Origin of the sequence: Bernardetia sp., from assembly GCF_020630935.1 — a bacterium.
Lineage (GTDB): Bacteria > Bacteroidota > Bacteroidia > Cytophagales > Bernardetiaceae > Bernardetia.
The window spans coordinates 1-19129 of sequence record NZ_JAHDIG010000022.1; the positions used below are offsets into that span (position 1 = coordinate 1).

The window sequence follows — 19129 nt, forward strand, 5'->3', positions numbered from 1 at the left end:
GGTATAGGAAACCTAGAACTTGTTTAAGAATGGTTTTCTAGCGCAAGATTCCATCTTGTGCTTACCGTTTCGTCAGCATATGCTGACAAAAAAGTGCGTCCAAGCAGAATGCTTGAACGAGAAATAATAAATAAAATTTACTCTACACTTCATTCAAGCTACTTTTTTCCATTGGCTTCGCCGACTTTCAGGTCTTAAACAACTTCCTAAATTGGCTGCTGTCATTGCATACGTAGGATGATTTTTTCCAAGCGTATTTTGATAGATTTGGAGAGCTTGCAGATAGAGTTTTTCAGCCTTTTCATTTTTTGATTGTATGGAATAAAAATTTCCTAAATTATTGAGGTCGTCTGCATAGATAGGATTTTTCTTACCAAAGATTTTCTTATCGATTTGCATAGCTCTTTTATAGTAAGGTTCTGCCTTTTCATACTTTCTCATATCCGTATAAAGGTTTCCTAAGTTATTACAAATAGAAGCATAACCTTCATCTTGCTGTCCAAACTCATTTTCATAAATACGCATAGCTTCAAAATATAATGTTTCAGCCTTTTCTAGCTCATCTATTTCTGAGTATAAGTTAGCTAAGTCTTCACAAGCCTCTCCATACCAATCGTGATTTTTACCTACACTGTTTTCTTGAATTGATTTTATCTCAACATAAATAGGTTCTGCTTTATCATACAAACTTTGTTCGTAGTACACATTGGCTAAACCTCTCAAAATGACTGCATAAAAGTTATCATTTTGTTTGTTTAGAGCTTCATAGATACTCTTTGCTTGTGCATAAAGAGATTCTGCTTTTGCATATTCGCCACTTTCCAAGTAGAAATAAGCCAGATAATAACAAGCACGAGCATGTTTTTTAGAGTTTTCTCCAGTGACTTTTTTGTAGGTTTCTTTTGCTTCTATAAGCAGAGGCTTGGCTTCTTCCAAGCGAAAATCATCTACATAAATGTATGCTAAATGTATTTGAACTTGTGCATAAAGTGTGTCTGTTTTCCCAAACTTGTTTTCAATCTTAGAAAGTGAAGCCTTAAAATGTTTTTCAGCTTTTTTATACTCTTCTTCATCTAAAAAATATAATCCTATGCTGTCTAACTCTTGATAGGTTAGTTTTTCTAAATTTTGAGCATACGAAACAGAAAAAAAGAACAGGAGTAAAGTAGTTAGTAAGAATTTCATAATTGCTAAATTTTATCAGATTAAACCTCAATGACAAAAGATAAGCAATTTTAATTAAAGATATTTTTAATGAGTGTACGACAAATTTCTCTGTTTGCAAAACATTCAATATTTTGTTGTGTTGCAACTTGTATTTTTATAAAGAAATATCAGCTACATTATATCTAAAAGCTAATAAAAACATAGACAAAGTTGCAGCGCAACGAAATGTAAAAGCTGTTTTTTATTCTACAATTTTCTCTACATAATTGGAGTTCATCAGCGAGAGCGCCCCCATATATTTTAGTTTGAAAGCTACTACATCACCAATTTTATAATTTTGGGGATTAGTTTTTAAATCTATCACAAGCATATCCGAACTTGCTCCTACCAATTCTATTGTCTCGTCTTTTGGAATCAAAAACTCTGGACGGATATCTAGTAAGCCTACATCTATAATACAACGGAAAGATGATTTTCCATAATCTTCTTCTTTAATTTGAAAAACTTCTCCACTAGGGTTTTCTGCCAAAACACCAGTTGGAATGAGTGGTTTTTCTGTGATTTCCACGATTTCAGCAAAAAACTCCAATACGTCTGTTTTCATGCCTTCGATATAGCCGTTGGTAAAAATATCGTTTCCCCAATAAAGAGCCTCTCCAATTCTGAAATGATTTACACCTTGAGGAAGTTGTTTTCTCAAGAGAAGTGGCATCGTAACTGTTGTTCCTGCCGAAACCCAAGGAATTTCTCTTCCAAAGGTAAGTTCAATGATTTTTTTATACAGCGAGAGTTGAATAAGTTTGTCTTCTGAAGGCAAGACACCATGCAAGCAGTTGAGATTTGTTCCTAAGCCAATTACACGAATATTGGGAAGTTTAAAAATTTGGGAATAAAAATCGACAACATCATCTGGCATTACGCCTTCACGAAGGTCTCCCATTTCTATCATAATAATAATTCCGTGGAGTTTATCTTGTCGTTGAGCTTCTTTGGAAAGCATTTCGATAGTGTCAAATTCAGTATTGAGGCTCACATCTGCATACGAAATTATATCTTTTATACTTCTTTTGGCAGCAGGCTTAATATAAACCGTCTGAATATCTGGCTTTATTTCCTTGAGTTTTTTGAGGTTACTAATCCTAGAATCGTGTACTTCCATTACACCCAAATCCACTATCTCTCTTAAATATTTTTCTGTTCCACAGAAAAGTTTTGTTACTACGCCCCACTCTATTTTTTCTTTTTTAAATAAATCGTCTAAAAATTTGTAGTTATGTTTTAATTTGTCTCTGTAAAGTTTTACGTAAGCCATAATGTAGTTTTTTCTCAATGTATGAGCTTAAAAAAAACTCATATTATTTCAATATTAAATACAAGATATGTATCCTTATTTATAAAGATAAGTAAAAAGTTAAACTAAAACGAGAGGCTAATGTTTTTTTGAATTCTGCCAAGTCCTTCTCAAATAAGGTTTGGCAGAGTGTGTAAAAGATTATAAACCAAAACATGTATTTTTGTAATAAGGCTAGATTATTTCTTGCTACTATATCTGCAAACGCAATCAGACGTGAAAAAACTACGCTATTATATTTTTTTGAAGGATATTTTACTTCTAGCCCTAACTGCTTTTGGAGGTCCACAGGCGCATATAGCTATGTTTTTAGATATTCTGGTAGTAAAAAGAGGATATCTGACAGAAGCCGAACTTATCGAACTCAATGCGTTGTGTCAGATTTTGCCTGGTCCCACTTCTACACAAACCTTAATGGCTGTGGGTTATAAGCGTGGAGGAACATACCTTGCTTTTTGGACGCTTCTTGTTTGGATTTTGCCAGCTACGCTACTTATGACTACGGCTGCCATCGGATTAGCTTACATTCAAAAACAACAAATCTCATTAGATTTTACTCGTTTTATTCAGCCTATGGCAATCGGATTTGTTTCTTTTGCAGCTCTTCGAATTTCTCGTAAAGTAGTCCAGACCAAAACAGCTTTCATAATAATGATGGTAGCAGGGATTGTTTCTTATTTTTATCGAACACCTTGGGTTTTTCCTCTAATTTTAATTTTTGGAGGAGTAGTAACTGCTATCAAATTTGATAAAGAAGAAAAAGAAGAGAAGCAAAAGTTTGATATTCAGTGGCGCTTCTTGATTTTGTATGGTCTTGTCTTTGTTGGTGTAGCAATTATAGGAAATGCCACAAAAGGAGTTTTGTTGCTTATTTTTGAAAATTTTTATAGAAATGGAAGTCTCATTTTTGGAGGAGGACAGGTCTTGATTCCAATACTTTACACCGAGTTTGTAACCTTTAAAAATTTCTTGACTGCTGATGAGTTTTTGTCTGGATACGCACTTGTGCAAGCTGTTCCTGGTCCTGTGTTTTCTTTTGCAGCCTTTGTAGGTGCGCTCACTATGTATAAACGACTTTCTTGGTTGCAGACTTCTTTTTTAGCTAGTTCAGGATATTTTGGTAGCTTTTTTAGTGGAGCTTTTGGCAGTGCAATTGGTGGAGTCTTAGGCGGTTTATTAGGTGGTTTTACAGCTTCAATAGCTGTTTTTCTTCCTGGGATGTTCTTAATTTTCTTCGTTATTCGATTTTGGGAACAACTAAAAAAATATCGTCCCATAAAAGCATCTTTAGAAGGAATCAATGGCGCAAGTGCAGGTCTTGTGATTGCTGGAGCATTTTTACTCTTAGAACCTATCGAAAAAACGCCTCTCAATATGCTAATTATGCTTGTTACCTTCCTAATTCTTCAATTTACGAAAGTTCCTGCACCTCTACTTATTTTACTCGGACTTTTGATAGGCTTTATTTTTTAGATTTTTTAAACACAACAGTTTGCTTGATTTTGGGTAATTTTGAATTTTATCATTCCTTTGTCAAAGACAAGTCTTTGCCCTACATTTATCATTTATAACTTATCATTCATCACTTTCTATGCAACTTCCTCAACCCAAACACGATATAAACCCACTTTCAAAAACAGAAATGTTAGTTCGTTTTCAAGATTGTGACCCTTACGGACATCTTAACAACGGACGATATATAGATTATTTTTTGGATGGCAGAGATAACCAAGTTACTTACGATTATGGTTGGAGATTGGTAGATTTTATAAATGAAGAAAAAAAAGGGTGGGTAGTTCAGAAACAAGAGCTAGGTTACTTTCGTCCAGCCATTTATGGAGAGGAAATTGTGATTAGAACAGCAACTGTATTCTTCGATGATTCTAATTTGATGATTGAGTGTAGAATGCTAAATAAAGACGAAACACAGCTTAAATCTCTTCTTTGGATGAAACTTGTATTTATAAATCTTGCTAATGGAAGGAGAACACAACATACTGAAAATATCAAAGAATTTTTTACAAAAGTTAGGCTAAATGAATTTGATGCTACAAAAATAACTTTTGATGAGCGTGCAAAGGAATTGATTGCTTTTTATAAAAGTCGCAGAAATAAGTAAATAAAATTATAAATCATAAATTCGAATATCATGAACACTAAGAATTATTTGCCTCTTTTTCTTTTTTCGTTTTGTTTATTATTCAGTTCATTTTCTACACCTCATCAAATAGATATTTGGGAAGACTTAGAAGTTTTCCACCAAGCGATTGCCCTTACATTTCATCCTGCTGAAGATGGCGATTTTAAGCCTATTAGAAATGACTCTGATGAGCTTTTGGAAGCAGCTAAACGTCTTTCAGAAACAAAGCTGCCAGCTTATTTTGAGAAAAAAGAAAATGCTGCACTCAAAGAAGAGGTATTGAAAAATATCAAGATGCTTCTTGAGCAAAGTGAAGAACTGCATAACTTAGCGCAAAATAAAAATACCACTGACACTACTCTTTTTACATCCTTAAAAAAGCTACACGATACCTACCATCATATTGAGGTACTAAATAAGAAGTCAAGGCAAAAATAAAAATGAATAGATTGCTACTCACTTGTAATCTTTTTTCTGTTTTTTATATTTTTAGCTAAATTTATAACCCTATAAAGAACCAAAAATACAATGATACGTATTTTTGGTTCGTATTTTGGAATATGTTTCTTGATTAGACAAGCTAATAACTGTTTTCTAATCCATTTTTTAGTATTTGATTTACTTTTGTTTTATAATTTTGGCTTTCATTTGATTTTATATATTGCCTTTTAGTACCTGTATTATGAAAAAATATACTCTATTCTTATTATTTTCTGCTTTTGTTTTTCTTGCTTTTACGCAAATAGCCTATTCACAAGCAATCTACAACTTTCCAATGCTTGTGCAAGAACAAGTAGAAGTAAAATCTCATCCTTTGCCTTCTGGTTTTGATGAAAAAGGAGATACTACTCTTACAGTTTATTCTGGAATGTATGGAGATTTTGCAGTTTATTTTGTCAATGGACCTCAATATCATCATATTCTGAATCCTAACCCAACAGGGCTTATTATCAATGGTAAAGCATATGATTTTTATTGTGATTCTGAAAGAGGAACAAAGAAAAATATTTCCAACTTTTTAGATATTTATGAATTTGAATATTTAGGTAGAAAATACATTTGCTTCTTTAGTTTTAGAGAAGACTGTCTCCATAAAGGCTGTCTCTATCGTTGTTATAACTTATTTGATGTAACAGATAGAAATAATGTAACAGCCAACTCATTTGCTAGTGTGTATGGCGAAACATTTACTTTTGGAGACTACAATAGCGATGGCGTAATGGATTTTATTCGTGTGGCATCACAGCTTCCTCCAAACATTGAAGAAGACAAAATCCCAACAGAAGATAAGTCGCTTTATGGTTTGGTAACTGTATTTTCATTTGATAAAGATGGCAAAGCAACAGATATTAAACACGATGGAAATAGCTACTATTTATTTATCAAAGGAACAGATGAAGAGTTTTCTGGCTTTGAAGTCGTTCAGAATGATTGGTTTATTCCTCTTAAAGACCAATCGGGTAAAATTGCTCCCATAACACCTTATTTTGCGCCTTATGTTTCCTTTGACCCTAAAGAACCTTTTCTCTATGATGCCAAAGGCTACCGAGTAGCACAAAATGTTTGGGCAATACAAGTTGCTGAGTTTGATGAGATTGAAGGTGCATTAGATTATTGTGAATATCTAAAAGAAGGAGGATTAGAAGAAGTTTTTGTATATATCGACCAATATAATAGAGATTTGCATTTTTTGGTATTGGCAGGTAATTATATGGATAAAGGAAAAATACAACAATTACAAACCGATTTAAGACAAGCTGGCATAAATGGTAAAGTAATAAACATGAGGACAGAATTTTGACAGATTGTTTCTTTTGTTGAAATAACTTTTAGTATATTCTAGCGTTCTAAATGAAAGAAGAAAATAGAAAAATATCCTCATCCTATATTGTATCTACTTTACATAACAGAAATGAAAAAATGTAGTTTATGAAAAATATAAAAATACTTATTTTATTTGTCAGTTCATTCTTACTGTTTAGCTCTTTGAGCTTGGCACAAGACTATCAAATAGCACAACTTAGTCAAGAGCTGATAAATATCACAACACGTCCAAATCCTTCGCTTCCTAGGGAGAAAAAAGATACAAGTTTTACAGATTATGAAGGCTCAAGTATTCCTATTTCACTGTATGTTTTGAATGGAGCACAATATCACCCTATCATTAACCCTGCTCCAACAGGCGTTTACATCAACGGACAACATTTTAGGTTCTATTGTAGTATTGAGCGTTCTTTGGTACAGTATCTAAGTATTTTCTTAGACGTTTATGAGTTTGATTTTCTAGGAAGAAAATATTTATGTTTTTATACACTAAGTGAAGAGTGTATGACAAAAGGGTGTCGTTTCAAATGTTACAATCTTTTTGATATTACAGACCCCAACAAAATAGTTGCTTATGCTTTCAATAGCATATTACCAGGGACAGAATCCTTTGGAGATTTTAATTTTGATGGAAAAATGGATGTGATTACAGCATTTCCAAAAGCTCCTGAAAGTTTTGTAGAGTCAGCAGAAGATGATAGAGCTTCTAACGTTTTGATAACAGTCTATACACCAACACCTAATGGCGACCTTGCCAGAATGGAAAAAGAGGAAGATGGAAACCCATATTATATTTATGTAAAACCAGTAGATGAAGACGTACAGTCTTTTGGAGTTTTGCAGTACGACTGGTTTATGCCTTTCAAGAAAGATAATCAAGTATTAGAAATCAAAACATTTTATCCTCCTTATCAGCCCTTTGACCCTAAAAATGATTTTATGTACGATTATAAAGGACATAGAATTGATAAAAGAAGATGGGTTATTCACCTAACAGATTTTCCAGAACAAGAAGGAGCGCAAGAATTTTGTGAAATGCTCATTGAAGAAGGATATAGAGAAGCCTATATAAAAGTCGACCATTATGGACCTGACTTTACCTTCAAAATACTTTATGGAAATTATTGGAGCAAGAAAAAAGCAGAGCAGATACAACACATGTTAGTTGAAAAAGGAGTGGTGGACAGACACCAACCAGGTAAAGTAATTCCTTTAGATAGATAAATACAAACAACTATAAAGACATAGAAAAAGCCATACATTATAAATTATTGTATGGCTTTTTATGGTTGTATAAAGTTTTGGAGAAAAAACTAAAACATATTATTTTATTGTACTTAGTGCAGCTTCATCAATAGAACTCACATCTTCTTCCTTAGTCATATTGCCGTCTTTATCAAAACGAATAGCTTTTGTTTCGCTAATAAAGGCTAAAAAAGTAGTACCCTGTGCGTTTTCGATTCTTCTGATATGTCCGTTTTTTCCTGCATGGTTTGAGGCAATATATTCTTCAATTTTGGAAGGGGCAGTTCCAGGGTTTAGAGAAATAATAGTATCAATCCATTTTCCACTAGCATCAAAACGAGCTGATTTTACTTCGTTTTCCTGTTGAAAGATAACGTTATGCTCTCCATTGATTTCGTGATAACTAATTACTTTAGCTCCTGTAAATTTTTGCTCAAATGTTGGCTGTACTGATGAAGGTAGGTCTTGAGCTACTGCAAAAGCATTAAGACTGCCAAGAAAAATGAAAACAAATGAGAGGGAAGAAATAAATTTTAACATAATTAGTATAAGATAAAAGGTATTAGGATTTATGGATAGTATTTTTTTGTTTTCCCATGATTGGGACAATTATCGTGCAAAATAGTCTAACTATTTTAATCTTTTAGGAATTGAAGCGTATTCTAATCTAAACTATGATGTAATGATAAAACCATATTAGAATAAAGTAAATGACTATTTCTTTTAAATCAAAGTATGCTCAAAATTTTCTTAAAAGAGAAAGATATTAGGATTCAGATGAGTTAAGACTAAATTTAAGTAAAATAAGTTACACAAAAACATTAAATATCACAACTTTTTTGTGATAAAAAATAGCGTAAGACTTTCTACTACTCTTTAGTTACTTTTAACTAAGCAAGGCTTATTCTAAATTTTAGAAATTACTCTATACTACAAAAATAACATAATTTATTGATAATCAAATAATTGCGAGTATGTTTTGATTGAAAATTAAGGAATAGAGAATTTTTTCAATATTAGTTTCTGTATTTTTGTAGAGATAAAAATTAAAAAGTAGTAGATAAATTAAATATCAAATGAAAAAAGAGCTTTCCTTAGTTTTGCCTCCAGAGATTGCTTTCGAAAAAGAAGCCTTTGAAAGGTTTATTTATAAGAAACTAAATATTTCGCAGAATACAGAAGATGTAACCATCCGACAAACTCGTCGCTCTTTAGATGCTCGTCAGAGAGACTTGAAAGTTAATGTATGGGCAGAAGTATTTATAGGAGAGAAAGCAACACCAGTTATTTCTTATAAAAGAGAATATCCAAATGTGAGAAATGCTCCACAAGCTGTTGTGGTGGGTGCTGGACCTGCAGGAATGTTTGCAGCACTTCGTTTGGTAGAGTTAGGAATCAAGCCTATTTTATTAGAAAGAGGTAAAGATGTGAAAAAACGAGTGTCAGATATTGCAGCTATTAGTCGTCGTCACATTGTCAATCCAGATTCAAATTATTGTTTCGGAGAAGGAGGTGCAGGCACATATTCCGATGGGAAACTTTATACAAGAGCCAAAAAAAGGGGCGATTGGCGAAGAATACTAGAAATTTTTGTAGCACATGGAGCAAATCAAGATATTCTTATAGATAACCATCCTCATATTGGAACTAATAAGTTACCTAGAATAGTAGCTGAAATGAGACAAAGTATTTTAGATGCAGGAGGAGAGGTTCTCTTTGAAACAAAAGTAACAGATTTTATCATCAAAAAAGGAAAAGAAGAGGAGCTAAAGGGTGTCGTTTTGGAAAATGGAGATAAAATAGAAGGCATAGGTGTTATTTTGGCAACAGGACACTCAGCTAGAGATATTTTTGAGCTTTTAGACAGAAAAAAAATACTCATTGAAGCCAAGCCTTTTGCTATTGGAGTGCGAGTAGAACACCAGCAAAAACTGATAGATAAAATTCAGTACAAGAGAGAAGAACGACAAAAATATTTACCTGCTGCCTCGTATTCATTGGTTCAGCAAGTTCCTTATGATAATTTAGAAAAAGGAGTTTTTTCATTTTGTATGTGTCCAGGAGGGTTTATTGTGCCTGCTGCTACTACAGAAGGTGAGGTAGTAGTAAATGGAATGTCCCCTTCTAAAAGAAACTCAAAATATGCTAACTCTGGAATTGTAGTAGCCATAGATGAACGAGAGTGGAATAAAAAATATTTTAAAAAGGGAGCTTTAGCTGGGCTTTATTACCAAGAAGAAATTGAAAAGAGAGCTTGTCAGGTTGCAGGTAATACACAAGTAGCTCCTGCTCAACGACTACAAGACTTTACACAAAAACGTATTTCTTCATCTCTTTTAGATACTTCATATCAACCAGGACTTATCTCTATTGAGATGGCAAAAGTATTGCCTCCAGAAATTGTGGAGCGTTTAAGGTTAGGTTTCCAAGCCTTTGATAAGAAAATGAAAGGGTTTCTTACTAATGAAGCTCAAATTGTAGGAGTAGAGAGTCGTACATCTTCTCCTGTAAGGATACCAAGAGAAAGAGAAACAAGAGAGCATCCTATTTTAAAACGCTTATTCCCTTGTGGAGAAGGTGCAGGCTATGCAGGAGGAATTGCCTCAGCTGCTATAGATGGAGAGCGTTGTGCTGAGAAACTGGCAGAGTTGTATGATAAAAAACGATGACTTTTTGATAATTAATACAAATTGTGACTAAATATTTTATCTCATTAAGATAGCTTATAAGTAAATTAGTATTATTGTGTTTTTTTTATGTAAAATGCGATTTTTTTTGTAAAAATAATTTAAAGGTGTTGCTCTTAGATACTCTTTTTAAACTCATTCTAAATTAGAAGGCGTGGTTACAAAAATATTAGTATTTGTTTTGGATTATTAACAGATATGATATACTTTTATGGCTAGATAAAAAATGGATTTTTGCTTTTTCATACTTCTTTATTTGGATTTTTATTCAAAAAACAAATAATTATTTTTAGAACAAGACAAAATCAATTATTTCTAAATGAAGAAATATCATATTTATCATCTCTTTTTTTACACAGATTAGAAAATATTTCAAACTTCAGATTTGAAAGTTTTTTAAGTAAATTAATGTATAAGCAAATTGTTTATGCTTAATTAACAGTCATGTAATAAAGAAACCTTTCCGAAAATCAAATTTTGACTAATTATTTATTCAATCTAACATCAATTAATCTCATGAAGAGAAAATTATTATTAAGTACGCTAATGGCGTTTATGCTGATAAGTTCAGCATGGGCGCAGCGAACAATTACAGGTACAGTCATAGATGACTTGCAACAGGGATTACCTGGAGCAACTGTACAAGTAAAAGGCACAACGACAGGTACAACAACAGATTTAGAAGGTAAATACTCTATCATAGTGCCAGATGGAAGCGATACACTCGTATTCCGTTTTGTAGGGTTTGCAACTCAAGAAATCAAAGTAGGCACTCGTACTTCTATTGATGTACAGCTTTCAGAAGACTCTGAGCTTTCAGAAGTAGTTGTTACAGCATTTGGTGTATCAAGAGAAAAGCAATCATTAGGATATGCAACTCAAGAAATCAAAGGTGATAACCTAGTTAAAGCTAGAGAAATGAACGTAGTAAACTCCTTGAACGGTAAAGTTGCTGGTGTTCAGATTACAGGCTCAAACTCTATCGGTGGTTCTTCTCGTGTAGTAATTAGAGGTAATAGCTCTATTACAGGTGAAAACCAACCATTATTTGTTGTAGATGGTGTGCCTATCGATAATTCAAACTTTACTACAGATAACCAACGTAGTGGTGGTGGTGGTATTGACTATGGTAATGCTGCTCAAGACATCAACCCTAATGATATCGAATCTGTAAACATATTGAAAGGTGCTGTTGCAAGTGCACTGTACGGTTCTCGTGGACAAAATGGTGTAATCCTTATTACTACAAAAAAAGGAACTAAGCGCAAAGGTATAGGTGTTACTTTCAATTCTGGTGTTCAGTTCCAAGACGTATATGTATTACCTGATTATCAAAACCGATATGGTGCTGCTGGATTAACAGACTCTGATGGAAATCTTGTAACAGATGAAAATGGCAATGTGATTCTTAACTACGGATTAGATGGTAGCTGGGGACTTCCATTAGATGGCTCTATCACAGCTCGTCATTGGGATAGTTTTAATCCAGAAGATACTGAAAATTTTGGTAAAGGTCGTGCTTTGTTGCCAAGCGAGGATAATGTGAAAGATTTCTTTGAAAGAGGAACAATGTTTAGTAATAGCTTATCGCTTTCAGGTGGTAGTGAAAAGGCTACTTTTAGATTGGCTTATACAAATGTTGATCAGCAAGGTACTTTCCCTGGATCAGAGTTAAAACGTAATACACTTAGTTTCAATGGTTCAGCAAAACTTTCTGAAAAATTGAGAACTTCGTTAGGTGTAAACTATGTAAACCAAAGAGGTAAAGGTCGTCCTCAAACAGGCTATAGTGCAGGTATTATGTCAATGTTTAATCAGTGGTATCAACGTCAATTAGACACAGAACGTTTACGTAACAACTACATGGCTAGTGATGGAACACAAATTACTTGGAATAGAAAAGGTGTAGATGATGGTTCTGCAAACTACTTTGATAATCCTTTCTATACGGCATTTGTAAATTACCCAGAAGACCAAAGAGATAGAATTTTTGGTAATGCTGCTGTTACTTATCAGTTCTTACCTTGGCTGAGTGCTACAGGGCGTGCCTTAATTGATACTTATACAGATCGCAGACAGGAAAGAATGGCTATCAGTTCAGTAGAGGTTCCTTACTATAGAGAAGATGTTCGTTCTGTTACAGATAATAACTATGACTTTATTGTTAATATAAATCGTAATCTAACAGATGATTTGAATTTGGTTGCTATGGTAGGTGCAAATAGTCGTGTTAGGTCATACAGAAGAAATTTTGCAGGTACACAAGATGGATTAAACGTTCCTAACTATTTTAATGTAGAAAACTCTGCAGGTTCTTTTCAAGTAATAGACGATGGAGAAAGAAAAGTAGTAAATTCGTTATTTGCTAGTGCATCATTCGGTTATCAATCTACATTCTACTTAGACGTTACAGGGAGAAATGATTGGTCATCTACACTTCCTCAAGGAAATAATTCATACTTCTACCCATCTATTACAGGTAGCTTTGTTTTCTCAGAAAAAATAGATGCTGACTGGCTTTCTTTTGGTAAGCTACGTGCTGGTTATGGACAGGTAGGTAATGATACTGACCCTTACCGTATCTTCACAACTTATGAAGTTAATCAAAACTTTGGAAGCAATGGTAATATGACTGTTCCTGATGAAAGAAATAACCCTAACTTACGCCCAGAAAGAACAAATGCTTGGGAAATTGGAACAACTGTGAACCTTTTCAGAAATAGAGTAGGACTTGATGTAACATATTACAACTCTGTAACTAAAGACCAAATATTTGGTGTACCTGTTTCGCCAACTACTGGTTATACAGAGACTGTTGTTAATGCAGGTTCTGTTGCTAACAAAGGTATTGAAGCAATGTTAAACTTGAAAGTTCTTAATGTAGGTGGTTTTACTTGGGATGCAACAATCAACTGGGCAAGAAACAGAAATGAAATAGTTGAGCTTGCTGAGGGTGTAACTACACTTCGTTTAGCTTCACTATTTAGTGTCTTTTTAGAAGCTCGTGAAGGACAACCTTATGGCGTATTTGTAGGACCTACGATAGCTAAACACACAGATGGAAGCTATATTGTAGATGCAAGTGGACGTTACGTATTAGAACCTTCAAATGGTGTTGGACCTTCAATTATGGCTGACTGGACAGGTGGTATCAATAACACTTTTGGTTATAAAAACTTTAGACTTAGTTTCTTAATTGATGGACAAAAAGGTGGTAGTGTATATTCTGCAAGTCACATGTTTGGACATTATAGTGGGGTATTGGAAGAAACTGCTGTTGGCTCAATGCGTGAAGATGGTGTAGTTATTGATGCAGTAGTACAGACAGGAGTAAACGAAGATGGTTATCCTATCTCTGATGGTACTGCAAATACAACAGCAATAGATGCTCAACGCTGGGGAGGAGATTACTATAGTCGTGGTCGTGCTTCATTGAATGTTTTTGATGCTAGTTATATCAAATTCCGTGAGATTCAGTTTGGTTACAATTTACCTAATAGTCTTCTTGGGAAAACACCATTCCAAACAGCATCTTTATCGTTTGTAGCTAGAAATGTAGCCATTTTATTCCGTAATGCTCCACATATAGACCCACAAGATGGTGTTAGTGCAAGCAATATCCAAGGCTTTGAAGGTGGTCAGCTTCCAGGAGAACGTAGCTGGGGATTCAACTTGAATCTTTCTTTCTAAAGAAATACATAACATTATAAAAATTGTAATTTAAAAATGATAAATATAATAAAAAAATATAAGCATACTCTAGTAGCAGCATCTTTAGCTACTTTCATGTTTAGTTGTAATCCATCAGAAGATATCAATATTGACCCTGATGAGCCAAGTACAGCATTTCCTTCTTTCTTGCTAACTTCTGCTCAGAAGGAGTTGACTGACAATATTTGGGATGAGTGGGCTAACGGACGTAGAGGAATGCAACTTTCTCAATACTGGGCATCTAATCAATATTCAGATGAAAGTCGTTATGCTTTCCGTACATCAGTTACAAATAATCTTTGGTCATTCTATTATGCAGATATTATTGCTGATTTGAACGAGATTATTCGTTTGAATACTGAAAATCCTGATGATTATGTAGGATTTGGAGACCCTGCAAACCAAATTGCTGTGGCAAAGATTACTCGTGCTTACATGTATCAAATCATTACTGATACATGGGGAGCAATTCCTTATTCTCAAGCAGGAAATCCAGATGAGTTCTTATATCCTGCATACGATTCTCAAGAGGAAGTTTATAATGGAATTATCAATGACCTAAATGATGCTATTGCTTCTATCAATACAGGAGGAACAAGCGTTTCAGGTGATGTGATATATAACGGAGACATGAGCAAATGGCTTTTGTTTGCTAACTCTTTAAAATTAAGAGTAGGAATGAGAATAGCTGACGTAGCACCTTCTCTAGCTCAACAAACAGTTTCTGCTGCTGTCAATAGTGGTGTTTTCCAAAGTAATGCAGATAATGCTCTATATAATTACTTATCTGCTGCACCTAATAACAACCCGTTGAACGAAGACCGTAAAACTCGTGGTGATTTTGCAATGAGTAACGTGTTTATAGATAAGTTATTAGATTTAGGTGACCCAAGACTTGAATTCTACGCAGCTCCAGCTGTATCTAGTTCACCTAGCGATCCTATGGATGTTAAATATGTAGGTGAAGTATATGGACTCGCTGAAAGTGATGCTGCCAATACAGCTGATCAAAACATCTCCCAACCTTCTAGTCAAGTGCTTGAAGCTACTGCGCCAGGTATTTGGATGACTTATGCAGAAGTTCAGTTCTTACTAGCCGAAGGAGTAGAAAGAGGATTTGTTTCTGGATCTGCTGCCGACTATTACAACGAAGGTATTACAGCATCTATGAATTACTGGAGTGGAGGAAGCCTCTCTAGCTCAGATATTTCTTCTTATATTGCACAGCCTAATGTTAGTTATAATGCATTAAAATCTAGTGGAATGGAATGGAATGAAATCATAGGACAGCAAAAATGGATAGCTCTTTATATGCAAGGCTTGGAAGCATGGGCTGAATATCGTCGTCTTGATTTTGGTGTTCTTCAAGCACCTGCTGCTGGAGCATTGGAAGGAGACGGAAGTGTTCCTGCTCGTATGTTGTACCCACTAAATGAGCAAACTTCAAATGGTGAAAGTTACACTGCTGCTGTTGCTGCACAGGGAGCTGACCTATTAAGTACAAAGCTTTGGTGGGATGTTAAGTAAAATGATGTAGTTTGATAGTATATTTTAAAGCCTAGACGAACTATTTGTCTAGGCTTTATTGTTATTTTTATAAAATTGATTGAATTATTAAATTAATTTTTTGTAATTCCAAAAATAAGTTGTAGTTTTGCAACTCATTAAGGATAAACGATATACACGAGTGTAGCTCAGTTGGCAGAGCAGCGGTCTCCAAAACCGCAGGTCGGGGGTTCGAGCCCCTCCGCTCGTGCAATAATAACCTGATTTAGAATGGATTATTATCTTTTTCTAAATGTTTGATAAAGTGAGTTTGATAGTGCGTTTTTTTATTGAAGCGTAATACTTATCAAACTCACTTTTTTTAGAGTTATAAATAGTTTTGGACTCTAAAAACAAAGTCTAATATTACGACAAGAGAAATTATATTCAGATATGAAAAAAGTAATCGAATTTTTGCAAGAATCTCGTGATGAGATGACCGAACACGTAACTTGGTCTTCATTTAAAAGTCTTCAACAGACTTCTATTGTTGTCCTTGTGGCTTCGCTTATCTTTGCACTTATTGTTTTTGCAATGGATCAAGCCTTCCAATTCGGTCTAGGTGAGATTTATAAGTCATTCTAAATAAGAAGGAATCACACAATAAAAAATACCAACAACTTACAACTCATTCCTAAAAAATATGGGCGAACTCAAATGGTACATCTTGCGTGTTGTTTCTGGAAAAGAACGCAGCGTAAAAGAATATCTTGAAAAAGATATAGTTATCAACAATCTACAAGAATATTTCGGACAAATTATTAACCCTACTGAAAAAGTTTTCCAAATTCGTAAGATGAAGGATGGAAAAACTAAGAAAGTTGCTGTTGAGCGTAACTACCTACCTGGTTATGTACTTGTCAATGTAGATTTAGATTCGCCAAACAGTGGAGAGCTTATTCACCAACTTATCAATCTTCCGAATGTAATTGGTTTTTTGAGAGTAGATGGACAGCCTCTAACAGACAAGCCAATTCCTATGAGAGATTCTGAAGTGGCTCGTATTCTAGGAAAAGTAGAATCTACTGACCAAGATGAAGTAAGAGAAGAAGCTCAGTTTATGGTGGGAGAGTCCATAAAGGTAATGGAAGGACCTTTTGCTGGCTTTAGTGGTACGATTGAAGAGCATCACGAAGACAAAAAGAAATTGAGTGTAATCGTAAAGATTTTTGGTAGAAGTACACCAGTAGAATTAAATTATTCTCAAGTACAGAAAGAAGGATAAAATATAGAACACTTTTGAGAGTGTTTTCAAAGATATTTAAAATATAAATCTACATAACGAGAGCTACAACTTGTTTATAGGTTTGTCTCCAAAAAAATTTGATAGTGTTGAAATAATAATTTTTAGATATGAAGCTTCCACGATTATCTCAAAAATTTTGACCTATTGAATTATCAGTATTGTAGCATTTGTTAATTAAAAAGTAGTTGGTTGAGATGAACTTTCATTTTAATCAAATACATCACAAGAACAACCGTTTCACAATCATGGCAAAGGAAATAAGTGCAAAACTTAAAGTCATTGTAAAAGGTGGTCAAGCCAATCCAGCTCCTCCAGTAGGACCTGCTCTTGGTGCGAAGGGTGTCAATATTATGGAATTTTGTAAGCGTTTTAATGCGCAAACTCAAGACCGTATGGGACAAACTTTGCCAGTAGAGATTACAGTTTATGGAGACCGTTCTTTTGACTTTATCGTCAAAACTCCTCCTGCTGCTGCTCTCTTAATTGAGGCTTCAAAAGTGAAAAAAGGATCAGGTGTTCCGAATCGTGAAAAAGTAGGTAAAGTAACTTGGGAACAAGTACAAACTATTGCAGAAACGAAAATGCCAGACCTTAATGCCTTTACTGTACATTCTGCTATGAAAATGGTAGCTGGTACGGCTAGAAGTATGGGACTGACAGTTACAGGAACTGCTCCTTGGGACGCTGCTGAATAAGTAGTAGAGGAAAAAGAATATTTTTATTCACAAAATTAAACGTAGGAGATTAATTCAGTTTAATCGTTAGACTACAACAACGTTATGGCAAAATTAACTAAAAAACGTAAGGAAGCCCTTTCAAAATACGATGCACAAGCAGAGTATGCTTTAGATAAAGCAAGTGAACTTATTAAAGAAATCAATCTTGCTAAATTTGATGCTTCTGTTGATATCGATGTTCGTTTGGGTGTTGATCCACGTAAAGCAGACCAAATGGTTCGTGGTGTGGTTACACTTCCTCACGGAACAGGTAAACAAGTACGTGTACTTGCTCTTGTTACTCCAGATAAAGAAGCCGAAGCCAAAGAAGCTGGTGCTGACATGGTAGGTTTAGACGATTACATCGCTAAAATTGAAGGTGGCTGGACAGATATGGACGTAATCATTACTATGCCAACCGTAATGGCTAAAGTTGGTCGTTTGGGTAGAGTATTAGGTCCTCGTGGTCTTATGCCAAATCCAAAGGCTGGTACAGTTACAATGGATGTAGCTAAAGCTGTTACAGATGTAAAGGCTGGTAAAATTGATTTCCGTGTTGACAAAACAGGTATTATTCATACAAGTATCGGTAAATCTTCATTTACACCAGAGCAAATCAAAGAAAATGCGAGTGAATTGCTTTCTACTTTGATTCGTTTAAAGCCTGCTACGGCTAAAGGTACTTATATGAAAAGTGTACACCTTTCAACAACGATGAGTCCGTCTATCAAGATTGATAAGTCGTCTATCAAAGGTCTATAATTTATTCCACCACAAAACTCAATTATACTATGAATCGTGATCAAAAAACACAAGTAGTGAAGGATTTGGTGGAGAAGTTTTCTAATTCTGCGAACTTCTATGTAACTGATTCTTCAGGAATGAGTGTTGAGCAAACTAATGCGTTTCGCCGTGCTTGTTTCGAAAAAGGCATAGAATACCGTGTAGCTAAAAATACACTTATTCGTAAAGCGTTAGAGCAAGTAGAAGGAGATTTCGAACCATTGACAGACAAAGGAGCTTTGAAAGGCTTCTCTGCAATTATGTTCTCTCCAGAAACTGCAAAACTTCCAGCGCAAATCATTAAAGATTTTCGTAAAAAGAACAAATCACAAAAACCAGTATTTAAAGCTGCTTCTGTAGAAACAGCACTATTTTTTGGAGAGAAACAGCTAGAAATGCTTAGCGAAATCAAATCCAAAGATGAAGTATTGGGTGATGTTATTATGCTTCTTCAATCTCCTGCACGCACAGTTACTGCTGCTATCCTTAGTGGTGGAGGTCGTGTTGCAGCGATGGTTAAAGGAATTGCTGAAAAAGGCGAATAATAACTATCTGTTTGTAGATTTTTACTAAAGTCTCTAAACAAAGACAACTCAAATCATAACTGGAGTTAGTAGTTGTATAATTTTTATACAAAATGGCAACTAAGGAAGAAACTACTTTATCTCTCCGATTATGAATTTTAAAATACTGCTTCCAAGTTGTATTTCTTTT

The 19129-nt window shown here is 34.5% G+C and carries 16 protein-coding genes and 1 tRNA gene; 14 read left to right on the forward strand and 3 right to left on the reverse strand.

Annotation, left to right across the window (positions count from 1 at the left end):
• Positions 1 to 153: 153 nt before the first annotated feature.
• The gene (locus tag QZ659_RS07935) at positions 154 to 1185 is read right to left on the reverse strand and encodes a tetratricopeptide repeat protein (RefSeq protein ID WP_291724572.1); all 1032 of its coding nucleotides are present in this window, start codon (positions 1183 to 1185) and stop codon (positions 154 to 156) included.
• A 223-nt stretch (positions 1186 to 1408) separates the two neighbouring features.
• Positions 1409 to 2479: an alanine/ornithine racemase family PLP-dependent enzyme gene (locus QZ659_RS07940; RefSeq protein ID WP_291724575.1), complete on the reverse strand. Its 1071-nt coding sequence runs from the start codon at positions 2477 to 2479 to the stop codon at positions 1409 to 1411.
• Between the two features lie 255 nt (positions 2480 to 2734).
• Between QZ659_RS07940 and QZ659_RS07945 the strand changes: the two genes are divergently transcribed.
• The 5 genes from QZ659_RS07945 to QZ659_RS07965 all read left to right on the forward strand — a co-directional run bounded on the left by QZ659_RS07945 (position 2735) and on the right by QZ659_RS07965 (position 7706).
• On the forward strand, positions 2735 to 3991 hold the full coding sequence (locus QZ659_RS07945; protein ID WP_291724577.1) for a chromate transporter: 1257 nt from the start codon (positions 2735 to 2737) through the stop codon (positions 3989 to 3991).
• Positions 3992 to 4109: 118 nt separating this feature from the next.
• Complete coding sequence (locus QZ659_RS07950; RefSeq protein ID WP_291724579.1) at positions 4110 to 4637, forward strand: acyl-CoA thioesterase; 528 nt, start codon at positions 4110 to 4112, stop codon at positions 4635 to 4637.
• A gap of 30 nt (positions 4638 to 4667) precedes the next feature.
• Positions 4668 to 5096, forward strand: a complete 429-nt coding sequence (locus tag QZ659_RS07955; RefSeq protein WP_291724581.1) for a hypothetical protein — start codon at positions 4668 to 4670, stop codon at positions 5094 to 5096.
• A 244-nt stretch (positions 5097 to 5340) separates the two neighbouring features.
• On the forward strand, positions 5341 to 6459 hold the full coding sequence (locus QZ659_RS07960) for an SPOR domain-containing protein (protein WP_291724583.1): 1119 nt from the start codon (positions 5341 to 5343) through the stop codon (positions 6457 to 6459).
• Between the two features lie 128 nt (positions 6460 to 6587).
• A complete protein-coding gene (locus tag QZ659_RS07965; RefSeq protein WP_291724585.1) occupies positions 6588 to 7706 on the forward strand; it encodes a hypothetical protein in 1119 nt (372 codons plus the stop codon).
• A gap of 99 nt (positions 7707 to 7805) precedes the next feature.
• Here the strand turns inward: QZ659_RS07965 and QZ659_RS07970 are convergent, their stop codons facing one another.
• Positions 7806 to 8267 carry a PepSY-like domain-containing protein gene (locus QZ659_RS07970; RefSeq protein WP_291724587.1) on the reverse strand — a complete coding sequence of 154 codons (462 nt, stop codon included), beginning with the start codon at positions 8265 to 8267 and terminating at the stop codon, positions 7806 to 7808.
• A gap of 536 nt (positions 8268 to 8803) precedes the next feature.
• On the opposite strand from QZ659_RS07970, the gene QZ659_RS07975 reads away from it, so the two are divergent.
• The 9 genes from QZ659_RS07975 to rplJ all read left to right on the forward strand — a co-directional run bounded on the left by QZ659_RS07975 (position 8804) and on the right by rplJ (position 18960).
• Positions 8804 to 10396 carry an NAD(P)/FAD-dependent oxidoreductase gene (locus QZ659_RS07975; RefSeq protein ID WP_291724591.1) on the forward strand — a complete coding sequence of 531 codons (1593 nt, stop codon included), beginning with the start codon at positions 8804 to 8806 and terminating at the stop codon, positions 10394 to 10396.
• A gap of 534 nt (positions 10397 to 10930) precedes the next feature.
• A complete protein-coding gene (locus QZ659_RS07980; protein ID WP_291724594.1) occupies positions 10931 to 14104 on the forward strand; it encodes a SusC/RagA family TonB-linked outer membrane protein in 3174 nt (1057 codons plus the stop codon).
• A 36-nt stretch (positions 14105 to 14140) separates the two neighbouring features.
• Complete coding sequence (locus QZ659_RS07985; protein ID WP_291724597.1) at positions 14141 to 15652, forward strand: SusD/RagB family nutrient-binding outer membrane lipoprotein; 1512 nt, start codon at positions 14141 to 14143, stop codon at positions 15650 to 15652.
• Between the two features lie 156 nt (positions 15653 to 15808).
• Positions 15809 to 15881, forward strand: a tRNA-Trp gene (locus tag QZ659_RS07990).
• A 182-nt stretch (positions 15882 to 16063) separates the two neighbouring features.
• Positions 16064 to 16255 carry a preprotein translocase subunit SecE gene (gene secE, locus QZ659_RS07995; RefSeq protein WP_291724600.1) on the forward strand — a complete coding sequence of 64 codons (192 nt, stop codon included), beginning with the start codon at positions 16064 to 16066 and terminating at the stop codon, positions 16253 to 16255.
• Positions 16256 to 16313: 58 nt separating this feature from the next.
• A complete protein-coding gene (gene nusG, locus QZ659_RS08000) occupies positions 16314 to 16895 on the forward strand; it encodes a transcription termination/antitermination protein NusG (protein WP_291724603.1) in 582 nt (193 codons plus the stop codon).
• Between the two features lie 266 nt (positions 16896 to 17161).
• Positions 17162 to 17611, forward strand: coding sequence for a 50S ribosomal protein L11 (gene rplK / locus QZ659_RS08005; protein WP_291724607.1), 450 nt, complete (start codon positions 17162 to 17164; stop codon positions 17609 to 17611).
• 84 nt (positions 17612 to 17695) lie between these two features.
• Positions 17696 to 18394, forward strand: coding sequence for a 50S ribosomal protein L1 (rplA, locus tag QZ659_RS08010; RefSeq protein ID WP_291724611.1), 699 nt, complete (start codon positions 17696 to 17698; stop codon positions 18392 to 18394).
• A 29-nt stretch (positions 18395 to 18423) separates the two neighbouring features.
• The gene (gene rplJ, locus QZ659_RS08015) at positions 18424 to 18960 is read left to right on the forward strand and encodes a 50S ribosomal protein L10 (RefSeq protein ID WP_291724614.1); all 537 of its coding nucleotides are present in this window, start codon (positions 18424 to 18426) and stop codon (positions 18958 to 18960) included.
• Positions 18961 to 19129 lie beyond the last annotated feature (169 nt).

Excerpts from the sequence above, each read along its gene's own strand:
- rplJ (WP_291724614.1), top strand. The coding sequence starts at position 18,424 with ATGAATCGTGATCAAAAAACACAAGTAGTGAAGGATTTGGTGGAGAAG.
- QZ659_RS07940 (WP_291724575.1), bottom strand. The coding sequence starts at position 2,479 with ATGGCTTACGTAAAACTTTACAGAGACAAATTAAAACATAACTACAAA.
- QZ659_RS07970 (WP_291724587.1), bottom strand. The coding sequence starts at position 8,267 with ATGTTAAAATTTATTTCTTCCCTCTCATTTGTTTTCATTTTTCTTGGC.
- QZ659_RS07960 (WP_291724583.1), top strand. The coding sequence starts at position 5,341 with ATGAAAAAATATACTCTATTCTTATTATTTTCTGCTTTTGTTTTTCTT.
- rplK (WP_291724607.1), top strand. The coding sequence starts at position 17,162 with ATGGCAAAGGAAATAAGTGCAAAACTTAAAGTCATTGTAAAAGGTGGT.
- secE (WP_291724600.1), top strand. The coding sequence starts at position 16,064 with ATGAAAAAAGTAATCGAATTTTTGCAAGAATCTCGTGATGAGATGACC.
- QZ659_RS07985 (WP_291724597.1), top strand. The coding sequence starts at position 14,141 with ATGATAAATATAATAAAAAAATATAAGCATACTCTAGTAGCAGCATCT.
- QZ659_RS07975 (WP_291724591.1), top strand. The coding sequence starts at position 8,804 with ATGAAAAAAGAGCTTTCCTTAGTTTTGCCTCCAGAGATTGCTTTCGAA.
- QZ659_RS07955 (WP_291724581.1), top strand. The coding sequence starts at position 4,668 with ATGAACACTAAGAATTATTTGCCTCTTTTTCTTTTTTCGTTTTGTTTA.
- QZ659_RS07950 (WP_291724579.1), top strand. The coding sequence starts at position 4,110 with ATGCAACTTCCTCAACCCAAACACGATATAAACCCACTTTCAAAAACA.
- QZ659_RS07980 (WP_291724594.1), top strand. The coding sequence starts at position 10,931 with ATGAAGAGAAAATTATTATTAAGTACGCTAATGGCGTTTATGCTGATA.
- nusG (WP_291724603.1), top strand. The coding sequence starts at position 16,314 with ATGGGCGAACTCAAATGGTACATCTTGCGTGTTGTTTCTGGAAAAGAA.
- QZ659_RS07965 (WP_291724585.1), top strand. The coding sequence starts at position 6,588 with ATGAAAAATATAAAAATACTTATTTTATTTGTCAGTTCATTCTTACTG.
- QZ659_RS07935 (WP_291724572.1), bottom strand. The coding sequence starts at position 1,185 with ATGAAATTCTTACTAACTACTTTACTCCTGTTCTTTTTTTCTGTTTCG.
- rplA (WP_291724611.1), top strand. The coding sequence starts at position 17,696 with ATGGCAAAATTAACTAAAAAACGTAAGGAAGCCCTTTCAAAATACGAT.